The 14492-nt window shown below is 40.3% G+C and carries 15 protein-coding genes; 12 read left to right on the plus strand and 3 right to left on the minus strand.

Translation table 11 applies throughout. The features are described from left to right. Window positions 1-77: 77 nt before the first annotated feature. A complete protein-coding gene (locus AC1Z3K_RS11690; RefSeq protein WP_461732806.1) occupies window positions 78-407 on the plus strand; it encodes a PadR family transcriptional regulator in 330 nt (109 codons plus the stop codon). Next, window positions 407-1396 carry a permease prefix domain 1-containing protein gene (locus AC1Z3K_RS11695; RefSeq protein ID WP_461732807.1) on the plus strand — a complete coding sequence of 330 codons (990 nt, stop codon included), beginning with the start codon at window positions 407-409 and terminating at the stop codon, window positions 1394-1396. The genes AC1Z3K_RS11690 and AC1Z3K_RS11695 overlap by 1 nt, the downstream gene beginning before the upstream one ends. 110 nt (window positions 1397-1506) lie before the next feature. Here the strand turns inward: AC1Z3K_RS11695 and AC1Z3K_RS11700 are convergent, their stop codons facing one another. Next, entirely contained in the window at window positions 1507-2043 is a 537-nt protein-coding gene (locus AC1Z3K_RS11700; RefSeq protein ID WP_461732808.1) for an ECF transporter S component, read from the minus strand. A 2-nt stretch (window positions 2044-2045) separates the two neighbouring features. Further along, complete coding sequence (thiD, locus tag AC1Z3K_RS11705) at window positions 2046-2879, minus strand: bifunctional hydroxymethylpyrimidine kinase/phosphomethylpyrimidine kinase (RefSeq protein WP_461732809.1); 834 nt, start codon at window positions 2877-2879, stop codon at window positions 2046-2048. A 118-nt stretch (window positions 2880-2997) separates the two neighbouring features. Between thiD and AC1Z3K_RS11710 the strand changes: the two genes are divergently transcribed. The 8 genes from AC1Z3K_RS11710 to thrB all read left to right on the plus strand — a co-directional run bounded on the left by AC1Z3K_RS11710 (window position 2998) and on the right by thrB (window position 12540). Further along, entirely contained in the window at window positions 2998-4443 is a 1446-nt protein-coding gene (locus tag AC1Z3K_RS11710) for an aminotransferase-like domain-containing protein (protein ID WP_461732810.1), read from the plus strand. Window positions 4444-4947: 504 nt separating this feature from the next. Further along, window positions 4948-5673 (plus strand): nitroreductase family protein, encoded by a 726-nt coding sequence (locus tag AC1Z3K_RS11715; RefSeq protein ID WP_461732811.1) that lies wholly within the window; start codon window positions 4948-4950, stop codon window positions 5671-5673. A gap of 99 nt (window positions 5674-5772) precedes the next feature. Beyond that, the gene (locus AC1Z3K_RS11720; protein ID WP_461732812.1) at window positions 5773-7497 is read left to right on the plus strand and encodes a phospho-sugar mutase; all 1725 of its coding nucleotides are present in this window, start codon (window positions 5773-5775) and stop codon (window positions 7495-7497) included. Window positions 7498-7720: 223 nt separating this feature from the next. Then, window positions 7721-8497: a pyrroline-5-carboxylate reductase gene (gene proC, locus AC1Z3K_RS11725; RefSeq protein ID WP_461732813.1), complete on the plus strand. Its 777-nt coding sequence runs from the start codon at window positions 7721-7723 to the stop codon at window positions 8495-8497. Between the two features lie 123 nt (window positions 8498-8620). Beyond that, on the plus strand, window positions 8621-8908 hold the full coding sequence (locus AC1Z3K_RS11730) for an ArsR/SmtB family transcription factor (protein ID WP_426081558.1): 288 nt from the start codon (window positions 8621-8623) through the stop codon (window positions 8906-8908). Window positions 8909-9327: 419 nt separating this feature from the next. Continuing rightward, complete coding sequence (locus tag AC1Z3K_RS11735) at window positions 9328-10617, plus strand: homoserine dehydrogenase (protein ID WP_426081557.1); 1290 nt, start codon at window positions 9328-9330, stop codon at window positions 10615-10617. Window positions 10618-10621: 4 nt separating this feature from the next. Then, window positions 10622-11680, plus strand: a complete 1059-nt coding sequence (thrC, locus tag AC1Z3K_RS11740; protein WP_426081555.1) for a threonine synthase — start codon at window positions 10622-10624, stop codon at window positions 11678-11680. Next, entirely contained in the window at window positions 11677-12540 is an 864-nt protein-coding gene (gene thrB, locus AC1Z3K_RS11745) for a homoserine kinase (RefSeq protein WP_461732814.1), read from the plus strand. The genes thrC and thrB overlap by 4 nt, the downstream gene beginning before the upstream one ends. 210 nt (window positions 12541-12750) lie before the next feature. Here thrB and AC1Z3K_RS11750 read toward each other — a convergent pair whose 3' ends face one another. Beyond that, window positions 12751-13596 carry a pyruvate, water dikinase regulatory protein gene (locus tag AC1Z3K_RS11750; RefSeq protein WP_426081552.1) on the minus strand — a complete coding sequence of 282 codons (846 nt, stop codon included), beginning with the start codon at window positions 13594-13596 and terminating at the stop codon, window positions 12751-12753. A gap of 96 nt (window positions 13597-13692) precedes the next feature. Here AC1Z3K_RS11750 and AC1Z3K_RS11755 point away from each other — a divergent pair, with 96 nt between their 5' ends. Both AC1Z3K_RS11755 and rpsU read left to right on the plus strand, forming a co-directional pair. Next, window positions 13693-14121 (plus strand): Fur family transcriptional regulator, encoded by a 429-nt coding sequence (locus AC1Z3K_RS11755; RefSeq protein WP_461732815.1) that lies wholly within the window; start codon window positions 13693-13695, stop codon window positions 14119-14121. 184 nt (window positions 14122-14305) lie between these two features. Further along, a complete protein-coding gene (rpsU, locus tag AC1Z3K_RS11760) occupies window positions 14306-14482 on the plus strand; it encodes a 30S ribosomal protein S21 (RefSeq protein WP_002356740.1) in 177 nt (58 codons plus the stop codon). Window positions 14483-14492: the final 10 nt, after the last annotated feature.

Genomic DNA, 14492 nt, shown 5'->3' on the forward strand with positions numbered 1-14492 from the left:
CTGTCGTAGTAATTGTGCTATTATAATTACAACGACAGACGTAGTACGTTAGATGAAGTAATTTAGGAGGTGATTCAATGATTGGCAGTGATGCAATCAGAGGATACAATGACACGTTCATCTTGACGATTCTTTTAGAAGGTGATTCGTATGGTTACGAGGTATCTAAACGTATCATGGAGGTTTCAGAAGAGAAATACTCGATAAAAGAAACGACGTTGTACTCAGCATTTACCCGTTTGGAAAAAAATAAATTCATTGAGTCTTATCCAGGACAGGTCACTCATGGTAAGAAACGAACCTATTATAAGATCACAGAATCTGGCAAAATTTATCTGGAAGAAAAAAAAGAAGAATGGCTGCTGACGAAGAAGGTCGTCGAACGCTTTATCAAGGAGGAAAAATGATGAAAACAATTCGAGAGTACATAGAAAGCCTATTTTTAGGGATTGAAGGAACACCACAAGTGTTAAAACTAAAAGAGGATTTGCTTGCAGGGGCGGAGGATCGATACGAAGATTTGAAGAATCAGGGGAAATCAGAAAATGAAGCAATTGGAGCCGTTATCTCCGAATTTGGAAATATTGATGAGCTTCTGGAAGAAATGAATCTAAAAAAAGAATATCGAGATGAAATTGGTCATGATGTCGATGAAATTACTATTGAAGAAGCAGAAACATTTTTAAATGTTCAGAAAAAAGGAGCTCTTTTTATCGGGATTGGCGTTGCTCTTATTTTAATTGGTTCAGCTATATTTTTTGGAATTTCAGGTTGGTATGGTGAACGGGTTGGAGAGATGTTTGGGATTATCTTCTTATTTTTAGGTGTCGCTGCAGGAGTTCCGCTATTTATCACTGCAGGAACAAGTATGGGAAATAATCGCAAAGAATTAGATGATCGTTTGATTCCAATTCAAGTGAAGCGACTGGTTGAAAAGAAAAAAAAGAGCTTCCAGCGTTCTTATGTGTTTAGTATTTCAGCTGGGGTGGTATTTTGTATTATCTCTGCAACCCCAGTAGTAGCCCTTTCGGCATACAGTGATTCGGATCGATATACTATGCTGGGGTTAGGTTTAACATGTCTGATTGTTTCAGCTGGCGTTTTTCTCTTCATCTATGCCGGTGTGATTATGGGTAGCTTTACTCAACTGTTGAAACACAAATACTTTATTTCAGACGAAGATAAGCTAGGACCGCGTGCGAAAGAAGAAAAGCGTAAAAAAAAACCATATTTTTGGCAAATCGTTGAGCGAGTTTACTGGCCGATAGTCGTGATTATTTCACTTTTTGAAGCGTTTGTAGTTGGAAATTGGACGACTTTCTGGATTGTTTATCCAGTAGCAGGGATTTTATTTGGTATTCTGGAAAGTATTTTTACTAGTAAAGACAAGTGGTAATTTAGAAAATCAGTAAAATATGAAAACAAGAATTTAGAAAAAAGCAAAAAAGACGGAATAGAAGATTCAAGTGCTCAAAATGAGCCTGTTTCTATCTCGTCTTTTTTAGTTTATCTGAAAATCGTAGTCATTGCTTTTTTTAACGGGAAATAAGCAAATGAAACAATGACGATTGTGGTTATAACGTTTAGGACAGTGGCTAAGAGCATTGAGGTGGCACTGGAAAAGGCTAAGGTAAAGCTGCTGCCGGCAAACATAGCTAGCGCAGTATTTTTTAGCTGAGTCATAATGATTTTGGCAACACCAGTCATGACAGCGACAGTAATCAGCTTTTTAAAGCTGTCGATGTTGTTGTTAAATGCCATTATAGTCAAAGCCGCCGCACCGCCAACAATAAAGCTTTCAACAAAAAAGTAGGGTGCTTCAGCAGCAAAGCCGTTCATCAAGTCGAAAATGGCAAAGCCTAAACCGCCCGCCAAGGCGCCTCTCGTATACCCTAGCAGTAAGACTGCCAGCAACAGGACTGAATTTCCTAAATGAGCGAAAGCACCAGTTGGCATAGGAATCTTAATCATTGTTCCCATAATAGTCAGCGCTGCAAAAAGGGCAATTAGCACAATTGAAAGTGTGGTATTCTTTTTAGTCATCCTTACACTCCTTCAATATCAGTCATTCGTTTTTCTGCTTGATTGTAAGCACCATGCCACACATGTCCTAAGAATGGATTGATTCGCTGACCGTTTTTAATTCCAGCGGCAACAAAAGCTTTAGCCGTCCGGACAGCTTTTTCTACAGAGAATCCTTTTGCTAATCCAGCAGCAATTGCTGCTGCAAAGGTACAGCCGGCGCCGTGGTTAAAGTCTGTCGAGATTTTTTCATTTTCTAATAAAGTAAAGTTTTCGCCATCATAGAAAAGGTCGGTCGCCTTTTCAGTCTGCAAACGATGTCCGCCTTTAATGACAACATAGTCAGGACCAAGCAGACGAATTTTTTTAGCCGCTTCTTTCATTTGTTCCACAGAGGTTAAATCGCCCATTTCAGAGAGAATTCCAGCTTCTACCAGATTAGGCGTAGTAATGGTCGCTGTTGGAAGAAGCAGGCGGGTCATCGCAGCTACATTTTCCGGCTGCAGCAGCTCGCTGGTTCCTTTACAAGCCATCACAGGATCAATTACAACATTATTCATGTGAAATTGATCAATATATTTTCTGGTAATTTCAATAGCTTCTACAGTTCCGAGCATCCCGGTTTTCATGCTGTCTAAGGCACCGTCGGCAAAAATCGTTTTTAATTGCTTATCTACAAGTTCAGGATCGATTGGCGTTACGGTATGGCTCCAGCCTTCATCAGGATCCATTGTTACGATGCTTGTTAGAGCGGAAAACCCAAAGGTACCATATTCCTGAAAGGTTTTTAAATCTGCCTGAATGCCTGCTCCCCCACTTGAATCAGAACCAGCCACAGTAAGAACTTTTTTAATCATTGTTATCCCCCTTTAGTAGTAAATGAATAAGTAGTTGTATTGTATCCTAGTCATTCATTGACAAAAACAGCCAATTGGATTATTTTTAACTCATCCAATTTTATTTGAAGGTGAGTATATGTGGGAGATAAAAAAAACAGATGGGCTGCCTTTTTATCAGGCAATCGTTGAACATATTTTAGGTCTAATAAAAAACGGAGAACTGCTTCCAGGTGAAAAGCTGCCGGCAGAAAGAAAGCTGGCAGATATGCTGGGGGTGAATCGTTCTACTGTGGTTCATGCACTAGAAGAGCTTGAGGCAATGGGCTGGCTGCTTCGAAAACAAGGGAGCGGCTCGTTTGTTGCTGAAGGAAAGTGGGGCATTACGTCAACGGCAAGAACAGACTGGCGAAGATATCTGGAGCAAAATGCCTTTAGTAAAACAGAACCATTTATAGAGCAGATGAAGCAGCTTCTTACTAAGGAAAATAATGAAGTACTTGATCTTTATACTGGAGAACTGCCATTGGAGCTAATTCCAGCCTTTGATCTTCCTTCACTTACGTGGAAGCAATTTTTGGAAGAAGAGCAGCAGGATGAGTTTGGCTATCAAGGGCTAAGAACAGCGGTTAGCCGTATGATTAAGCAGCAGTATGGATTTTTAGTGCCGGAGGAAAGTCTGCTCATTACTTCTGGAGCGCAGCAGGCGCTATTTCTGATTTTGCAGGTTCTCTTAACGTCTGGAGATAGTGTAGCTATAGAGGACCCGTCCTTCTTATACGATTTGCCCATCTTTCAAGCCGCAGGGATTCGGCTTTATGGTGTACCGATGGATGAAGACGGGATTGAACTATCGGCTTTGGAACAGGTCATCAGACAGCACAGGGTAAAAATGGTGATGGTTAATCCTTCGTTTCAGAATCCGACAGGAAAGGTCATGAGTCTGAAACGCAGGCAAGCATTAGTTGAGCTGTGTCAGAGCTATCAGATTCCTATTTTAGAAGATGATGTATTTGGGCAGATTAGTGAAGTATCAGGCAGCCAAATTCCGCCGCTCAAAAAACTTGACCCTGAAAATGTTCTTTATATCGGTTCCCTATCTAAGATATTAGGTTCAACAACCAAAATAGGCTGGCTAAGTGCACCGCCCTCTGTCAACCGGCAGATTGCGGAGGCACGAAAAATTATGGATTTTTCTTTAAGTATCTTTCCGCAACTATTAGCGGCTATTGCTTTGAATGATCCAGCTTTTGACAACCGGCTTTCTGAATTAAAAAAAGAGCTGAAAAAAAGAGAAAACAATGTCTATAGAATAATGAAAGAGCAGCCGCATTGGCAGGTTGAACGTCCCCAAGGTGGTTTTTACTTATGGGCAACCTTTAAACGAGGAAAGCTGAGTCAAAAAGAATGGCAATTTTTTCTGAAAGAAGGACTTCTTGTTGCACCAAGCTTTTTATTTGGGGCATCAAGAGAAAGTATACGAATTAATTTTTCCAGGGTATCAGAAGCTCAGCTGCCGGATTTCCAAAGAAAGATCACAGCAGTAACTGAAAAAATAGTGGCTAATCGAACAGCAAATATATGATTCAGCGTTGTTTTTAGAGCGTGTCTGAAAACACAGGCGGAGAATGACTATATAGACTATCTCTCAAAGATAAGCGGCGCTCATTTCTTTCAAGGAATAGTCATCGCAACAGTGTATACCATTCTGTTACCATACTTAAGTTAAGTAAACAGAACTGGCGACTCGCTTATGCGGCACATTACCAGTTCTGTTTGCCTAAAGACCTGCTAACAGAATGGTATGTAGACGAAAGTAAAAGTTATTTTTCAATCAAGAGTAGTAAAAATGATTACTCTGAAATGAGCTAGCTTGTGGTTGTGTTTAATTTCCACAATAATCACTGAAACATCCGAATGCCAATTTACTTTTCAGAGATACTCTAGTTAAAAGAGCAGGTTTTCAAAAATATTTTAGAAGCTTAGCGTTTAATCTGAAAAAGCATAATAAGCTTTTTATGTGAGAGATGGATAAATAGTATTACGGGGTATGCTAAAATAAAAAGTGAAATGAAGGGAGTGGTAGTAGATGAATGAAACAATTAAACTGTTAAAAAATCGAAGGACTCACCGCAATTTTGATGAGAACTACGAATTGCCGGAAGAGGAGCTGCAGTTAATAGTAGATGCAGCCAGACAGGCACCGAGCTGGATGAATGGTCAGTTTTACAGTATTTTTGTCATTCGGGATCTTGAAACAAGGAGACAGCTGGTAGAATGGAATCCGGGCAATCCTCATATGCTTGATAGCTCAGTTTTTCTTATTTTTACTGGTGATTTAGCTCGAACACGACAGGTAAGCGAGGAGTATGGAGTAGAAAATCATACTGGGGAAAGTGTGGAGCCGGTCTTGATTGCGACAACTGATGCCGCACTTGCGATGGAAAATGCCGTTATTGCTGCAGATAGTTTAGGTTTGGGCTCAGTGGTTGTCGGCAGCATTAGAAGACACAGTCGGGAAATCAGTGAACTGCTGGGGCTTCCTGAGGGAATGTTTCCTTTGTTTGGACTAAGTATTGGCAAGCCAATAGTAGAAATGGCGGTGAAGCCTCGTCTTCCCGAAGAAGCTGTTGTTCATTATGAAAAATTTTTACCTTATAGTTATTTGGTAATTGAAGAATATGATCAAATTATGGAAAAATTTGGCGAAGCAAGAGAAACGAAAAAATGGAGTCAAAAGTTCGCTGATTATTTTGCTGCTGAACCAGCATTAATTAGTGACCAGGTACTACGGATAAGTCGTTTACTGAAATAAGAAAGTCCCAGATGTTTTTTCACGGATTACTTTCTTAAGCCTTTGAGGAATGCTATACTATTAGAGAGTCAAAAACAAAGTCAAAAGAGGTGTTTATTCATGTCTTGGGAGCAAGTCTATGAACAGTGGGTAAGTGAGGAAAATTTACCGGAAGTCTTAAAAAATGAATTAGCAGAATTGAAAAACAATCCGGAAACATGTGAAGATGCATTTTATGCACCATTGGAGTTTGGAACAGCAGGGATGAGAGGAATCATTGGAGCTGGAATCAACCGCATGAATATTTTTACTATACGTCAGGCGACAGAAGGGTTAGCTAGATTTATGGATGCCCAGAATCTGGAAACGAAAAAAAGAGGAGTTGCTATCGCCTACGATTCTCGACATATGTCTCCTGAGTTTGCCATGGAGGCTGCAAAAACATTAGCTCAGCATGGCATTCCTGCCTATGTATTTGAGAGCTTACGCCCAACGCCAGAGCTTTCCTTTGCTGTTAGATATTTTAAAGCTTTTGCAGGAATCATGATTACTGCTTCTCATAATCCGGCTGCATACAATGGCTATAAGGTTTATGGCGAAGATGGCGGGCAAATGCCGCCAGCTGATGCAGATGCTTTGACTGCTTATGTACGTGAGGTAGAGAATCCGTTAAAAGTAGAAGTGTTGAGTGAAGAAGCTGCAAAAACAAGTGACTTAATTACTATTATCGGTGAAGAAGTAGATACAGCTTATTTGAAAGAAATGAAAGCTGTAACAATTAATCAAAATCTGATTGATGAAATGGGCGGCGACTTGAAGCTTATTTATACGCCCCTTCATGGTACCGGCAAAATGCTGGGAGAAAAGGCTTTGATGCAGGCTGGTTTCAAGCAGTTTATGCTAGTGCCGGAACAAGCTGTTGCTGACCCGGACTTTACCACAGTAAAATCACCTAATCCAGAGGAACATTCAGCGTTTGAATACGCAATTCGTTTGGGAGAAAAAGAAAATGCCGATTTGCTGATTGCGACTGATCCCGACGCTGACCGTTTAGGAGCAGCCGTTAGATTGCCAAACGGTTCATATGAGGTATTAACTGGAAATCAATTAGGTGCCATCATGATTCAGTATATTTTAGAAGCGCACAAACAGGCTGGAACGCTGCCTGAAAATGCGGTTGTTTTGAAATCGATTGTTTCCAGTGAAATGGCAACAGCAATTGCAGAAAAGTATCAGACTAAAATGGTTAATGTATTGACTGGCTTCAAATTTATTGCTGAAAAAATTGAGCAATATGAACAGGATCATTCTCAAACATTTATGTTCGGTTTTGAAGAAAGCTACGGCTATCTGGTGAAATCATTCGTTCGTGATAAGGATGCAATTCAAGCACTGGTTCTGCTTGCAGAAGTAGCTGCTTATTATAAGAAACAAGGTAAAACTTTATACGATGGACTTCAGGATATTTTCGCTGAATATGGCTACTTCAAAGAAAAAACAATTTCGGTTACACTTAGCGGAATCGAAGGAAGTCAAAAAATTAAAGAGCTGATGGCGAAATTCCGCAAAGAAGCACCAAGTGAATTTGCCGGAATTGCTGTAAGTAAAACAGAAGACTTTAAAGCATTGACCAGCCGTACGGCTGATGGTCAGGTGGAAGCACTGACTACACCTCCTTCCGATGTGCTGAAGTATCATTTAGCAGACGGCAGCTGGATTGCTATTCGTCCTTCAGGAACTGAACCGAAAATTAAGTTTTATGTGGCTACAGTGGCTGAAACACAGGAAGAATCGGACAATAAGCTGACTGCCTTTGAACAAGCCATCAACAAGATTACTGAATAATAAATCATTAGAAAAGTAAAGTGGCGGGGCAGGCGTTTAGACGGTTGTCCCAGCTTTTCTTTTCTATACGAATACTGTAAAATGACTTGAGTGCACAAGAAATTGTCAGCTTTTATTTTTTAGTACAGTCTAGCCAATTAAAAGCTGCAGCATAGAGAATAAGACAACAGCTAAATTTTTGTGAGATTTATATAGGCGATATTTTATGAAGGGAGTAATCGGGATGAATATTGGATTTATTGGAGCAGGACATATGGGCGGTGCAATGATTGAAGGACTGTTGAAAGCAGAAGCTGTCTCACCGAATCATCTTTATGTAAAAGGAGGATCCAGCGGCACAGCAGAAAAGCTGCAACGTAAGCTGGGATTTCAACTTGCTGATGACTATGCAGCATTTCAAGAATGCAAGGTTGTCTTCATTGCGACTGGTGCAAATATTGTTTTGTCTATTTTGAAGGAGCTATCTCCTTTTTTAGGAAAGGACTGTCTTGTAATTTCTGTTGCAGCAGGTCACACTGTTGCGCAGGCGCAGGAAGCTCTTGGGTCAGAAAAATATGTAGTACATGCGATACCTAATACACCTGTCAGCGTAAATGAAGGCATGATTGGAGTGGTCTACGGCAGCAACCTTCCAGAAGCAGAAAAAGAAACAGTAAAGGAACTGCTGGAAAGCCTTGGCAAAGTAACAGAGGTTCCAGAACATCTGTTAGCAACAGTAGGAACAGTTGCCGGCTGTAGTCCGGCGTTTGTGGACATATTTATGGAAGCTTTAGGAGATGCCGGCGTAATGGAAGGTTTGCCCAGAGCACTTGCCTATGAAATTGTCGAACAAATGGTTTTAGGTTCGGCTCGTTTGGCCATTGAAACCGGGAAACATCCTGGTGAGTTAAAAGATGGCGTTACTTCTCCCGGTGGAAGTACAATTAAGGGAGTAGCTGCTTTAGAGAAAAACGGGTTTCGCTACGCACTAATCGACGCTGTAAAGCAGGCAAACAGTTAAGGATAAAACTGCGGATTTGAAACGACTATTAGTTTGAAGAAAACTTTATCCTCAACTAATGGTGCTGTAGAAAAATAATTATATCTGATAGATTTATCAGAACCATAGAAAGAGTTGAGGTATATGGAATTAACGGAAGAAATCCAAGAAGTCAGTCAGCTGTATAAGGTTCTTAGCGATTCAACAAGACTTCGCATACTTCTTGTATTGAAAAAAGGGGAGCTGAATGTCACTGCTTTGGCAGGAGAACTGGCTATGGAACAGTCAGCAGTCTCTCATCAGCTAAAACTACTGAAACAAAATCGCGTCGTTAAATCAAGACGTGAAGGAAAAACAATCTATTATTCTCTAGATGATAATCATGTGATTGATATTTTGAACCAGACCTTTGAACATATTAGCCATCGTTAGTTCTTCATTTGCAGTTTTCTGACAATAGCCGATGTTTATCATGGCAGGAAACTGGTATTTAAGAGGGCATCAATACAATAATCTCATACTAGCTTTTTCTTTTAATTTAGTGAGAAATTAAAAGAAAAGGCTAGTTTTTTGTTTTACGGTTAGGTATACTAGAGACATGTTTTATGAGAATGAAATGAAATTTTTCTCATTTTATAACGTATTTGAAAGATAATCTTAGTGATTTCACTAAAAGCGATATTCTTTCAAAATAACGAGACCATCAATAAATTTGTACACTGGAGCTGAAAGAGTGGTGTTTTTACTTCTTAAGAACAGCGGGTTCTGCTATAGCTGCAGTAGTAATGGCACTTGGTGTTTTCTGATAGGTTCTAGTATCATCTATAAAAAAATTAGTTGGGGGAAGCACAATGAAGGAAAAATTGAAGATTGGCTTATTAGGTTTGGGAACAGTTGGTTCAGGTGTTCCGACAATCCTGCAGGAGCACAGTGAAAAAATCTCCCAAGTAACCGGAATGGAGATTGTTGTCAGTAAAGCCTTAGTCCGTGATGAAGCGGAAAAACAGTATCAATCTGAGCGGTTTGATATTGACTTAACGACATCGATAGATGAAATTATCAACGATGAAGAAATTAAAATCGTAGTGGAACTGATTGGCAAGGTTGAGCCGGCAAAGACATTTATCACCAAAGCATTGGAAAACGGCAAGCATGTTGTAACAGCTAATAAGGATTTGTTAGCACAACATGGCAGCGAACTAGTTGCCTTAGCTCAAAAAAATCACTGTGACCTTTATTATGAAGCTAGCGTAGCGGGCGGTATCCCAATTTTACGAACAATCGCTAATAGTCTTGCAGCAGACGATATTCAAAAGGTTCTTGGTATCGTAAATGGAACGACTAACTATATGCTGACAAAGATGGTTTCAGAGAAAAAGACGTATGATGCAGCGCTAAAAGAAGCACAGGAGCTGGGATTTGCGGAATCTGATCCGACAAATGATGTTGACGGGATTGATGCAGCGTACAAAATGGTTATTCTTAGCCAGTTTGCCTTCGGTATGAACATTAGCCTCGATCAAATAGATACAAGAGGAATTCGCGGCATTTCGTCAGATGATGTAGCGATGGCCTCTCATCTTGGTTATGAGATTAAGCTGATTGGCTCCTCTGAAAAAAGCAACGGCGGTATTGCAGCTGAGGTAGCACCTATGCTGGTAGCGGCTGCCCACCCGCTTGCTTCTATCAGAGACGAGTTCAATGCGGTATTTATCTACAGTGCAGGTGTGGGTGAGTCGATGTACTATGGCCCTGGTGCTGGAGCCAAACCGACAGCGACTAGCGTAGTCAGTGATATTATTACTATTGCTAAAAACATGCGTTTAGGAACAACCGGTCATATGTTCAATTCCTACCAGCATGAGACAAAACTGACTGATGCGGCGAATATATTTGGAAAATATTATTTTTCTATTGAAGTACCGGACAAGCCTGGTCAAATTCTATTGTTAACACAGCTGATGGCAGAAGCCAATGTGAGTTTTGACCAGCTGCTGCAGCAGAAATCGGATGGGGAAAGAGCGAAATTTGCAACGATTACTCATACAATTAGTAAAGCACAAATGCAGCAGGTTACTGCTGGAATTGAGAAAATAGCTGGGTTTAAATTATTGAATACGCTGAAAGTTTTGGAGGGATAATTTTATGTATGAAGGACTATTAAAAAAATATCAGGAATATCTGCCCATCACAGAAAAGACACCGATGCTGTCTTTAGCAGAGGGCAATACACCTTTGATTCCGCTACACAGCTTGTCAAAGGAATTAGGCATTACCTTGTATGGGAAATACGAAGGCTTGAATCCGACGGGATCTTTTAAAGACCGCGGAATGGTTATGGCTGTCGCTAAAGCAGTTGAAGACGGCGCCAAAGCAATTATCTGTGCCTCAACAGGTAATACAAGTGCTGCGGCTGCGGCGTATGCTACCCGAGCAGGCATCAAGGCTTACGTCATTATCCCTGATGGAAAGATTGCGATGGGGAAACTGGCTCAGGCGATTATCTATGGTGCAGATATTATTTCAATTCCAGGAAACTTTGATGAAGCTTTAAAAGCTGTGAGAGATATTGCCGAAACGGAAGCAGTTGCTTTAGTAAACTCAGTAAATCCTTACCGTTTGGAAGGACAAAAAACGGCTGCCTTTGAAGTTTGTGAGCAGCTAGGTAAGTCACCAGATGTTCTGGCGATTCCAGTAGGAAATGCCGGCAATATTTCTGCTTATTGGAAAGGTTTTAAAGAATGGCATGATGTACAGGGGACATTATTGCCGCGGATGCACGGATTTGAAGCTGAAGGAGCAGCAGCAATTGTTAAAGGTGAAGTGATTGAACAGCCGGAAACAATTGCAACAGCAATCAGAATTGGAAATCCGGCTAGCTGGAAACTGGCAGAAGCTGCTAGAGATGAGTCTAAAGGCTACATCGACAGTGTTACGGATGAAGAGATTTTAAATGCTTATCGTAAAGTGGCAGCGCAGGACGGCGTGTTTATTGAACCTGGTTCTGCTGCTTCACTTGCTGGGGTGATTCAGCATGTGAAATCAGGAAAAATCAAGCAAGGAGAAACAGTCGTAGCTGTCTTCACAGGAAATGGCTTGAAAGATCCGGATACAGCGATGACGGCTGTTGATGTTTCGATTTCAAAAATGAGTGATTTAGAAGAGATGCGTCTGCATCTGCGCAACGGAGTGGCTAATTTATGAAAATAAGAGTTCCGGCTACCAGCGCTAATTTAGGTCCAGGGTTTGATTCCTGCGGGATTGCTTTATCTCAGTACCTGTACATTGAAATCATCAAGGACGCTGAATTTTGGGAGATTGACCATTCTTTAGGAGAAGATATACCTAAAGATAAGAAAAATCTGCTGATTCAGACGGCGCTGAAGGTTAATCCGAAACTGTCACCAAAAAAACTAAAAATGACTTCAGATATCCCTTTGGCAAGAGGACTGGGCAGCAGCTCTAGTGTAATTGTAGCGGGAATTGAACTGGCAAACCGATTAGGGAATATGCATCTGTCTCAAAAAGATAAGGTACAGATTGCAACTGAAATGGAAGGACATCCAGATAATGTAGCACCGGCAATTTGTGGTGATTTTGTAGTGGCCAGCTATGTTGATGGAGAGGTTCGCCATGTGAAACACCATTTTCCAATGTGTGATGTGATAGCTTACGTGCCTAATCACGAACTTCTGACGCAAGAAAGTAGAAGTGTGCTGCCTGAAATGATGCCTTATCAGCAGGCGGTTCAGGCAAGTGCGATTGCCAATGTGATGATCGCCGCTATTCTGAACGGCAATTTGCCTTTGGCCGGGGTAATGATGGAGAAAGACCGCTGGCACGAATCTCACCGCAGCCATCTTGTTCCGCATTTGACAAATATTCGCGAACTAGCACATAAAGTCGGTGTATACGGTGCGTTTCTCAGTGGAGCTGGTCCAACTGTTCTTGTCTTGACACAGGAAGAAAAGACGAATGCGATGATTTCAGAGCTTGAAAAGCTTTCAGAAGACGCTTCGATTCATTTGCTTTCCGTTGATCAGGAAGGGGTTCAGGTGTTTTAACATCAGAAGGAGCTTGGCACATAACTCAATATGAAGTGCGCCCCTAAGTTAGAGCCGAAAATCTAACTTAGGGGTTTTTAGTATCTCGCTGTTGATTCGGATTCTAAATGAGGCAAAGTTTGGATATTTAGTTATGTCCCACTCACTTCACTAAAAATAAAAAGAACGGAATTAAACATGCAAAAGCATCTAATCCGTTCTTTTTTTTAGTTAATCTTCTGTAGTGAAGTAGCTGTGATCTTCAAGATGAAGAGCGCTTAGAATCATCGCAGCAGTTTCTTCAATTGAAAGAGAAGCAACGTTAATCGTTACACAACCTAATTTTTTATATAAATCTGCTGCATACTCCAATTCTTTGCGAATTTTTTCAATATCAGAATAAGACGTGTCGGCAGGCAGACCATAAGCACGCATCCGTTCTTTACGGATACCGTTTAAGATATCTGGATCATTAGTTAAACCAACAACTTTTTTCGGATCAATTTCCCAAAGCTCGTTTGGCAGATGTGCTTCCGGAATTAACGGCAGATTCGCTACCTTCAGATTTTTATTAGCCAAGAATAAGCTTAACGGTGTTTTTGACGTACGGGAAACACCAAGAAGAACAACGTCAGCCTCTAGGAAGCCTCGGGGATCTTTTCCATCATCATATTTTACAGCGAACTCCATCGCTTCAATACGGTTGAAATAATTTTCATTCAAATGATGCAAAGCTCCGGCTTCACCGCTACGCTGAATACCAGTGAAACGTTCAATTTCTTCAATTGGAGAAGTTAGAATATCAAAATGGTAAAGAGCATTCTCTTCAAAAAATTCATGTGCGATTTTAACCAAATCTTTACTAATAATCGTATGAAGAATCATTGCATTTTCATTTTTGGCATCTTCCAGTGCTGCTTTTAGTTTTTCCTCTTCTTTAACAAATGTTTTTCTGTATAAAGAAAAATCTACGGTTGGAAATTGTGCCATAATCGCCGCTGCGAGCTTTGACGCAGTTTCACCGGCAGAATCAGAGATTACAAATATTGTGACTGTTTTTTTGTCATTATTTTCCATTAAAAACGACCTTTCTTGATTTTTTAATGACTTTATTATACCATACAAGCCAAGAGTTAGTTCGTAATAATTTTGATTTGAGAAGGAGCATAAAAAATGGCGCAGACGAAGTCCCAAGTAGCAGAAGCACTTGAAGTCATGAAAACTCATGGATTAAAATATACTAAAAAGAGAGAAGCGATCATTGCCTATCTCATTAAACGCAATCGCTATATCTCTGCTAAAGAAGTTTACGAGTTCATGAACAATGAATACAAAGGCATCAGTTATGATACGATTTATCGGAATCTTCACGATTTTGAAGATATGGCGCTGCTGGAGACAACAGACTTAAATGGAGAAAAGAAGTTTCGTTTCCACTGTAGTCATGATATGGAGCATCACCATCATTTTATCTGTGTGGTATGTGGCAAGACCAAAGAAATCCATATGTGCCCAATGACCTTTTTCGAGGAACAACTAAATGGCTGCAGTATTGAAGGACATCGCTTTGAAATTTTAGGAAGATGTGAAAACTGCCAATAATTTTTCAGAAAAATTTGTCTAAAATTATTGAATTGTCAAAATATTTTTGTCAATTTTCGTTGGAGAGGTTGACGATAAAATCTGCATTAGATATAATGTAAAAAGGACAGTATTTTATTTATAAGAAATACATTTATAAATAAGAAAAACGGTTACTTTTTAAGCTCGGAGGGAGGGAATTACAATGTCAAAAACTGTCGTTCGTAAAAACGAATCTCTGGATGACGCTCTTCGTCGCTTCAAACGTTCCGTTTCGAAAGCGGGTACTCTACAAGAATCTCGTAAACGTGAATTCTACGAAAAACCAAGCGTAAAACGTAAGAAAAAATCAGAAGCTGCTAGAAAACGTAAAAAATTCTAGTTTCTGATGA

The organism is Enterococcus sp. LJL128 (assembly GCF_056924295.1).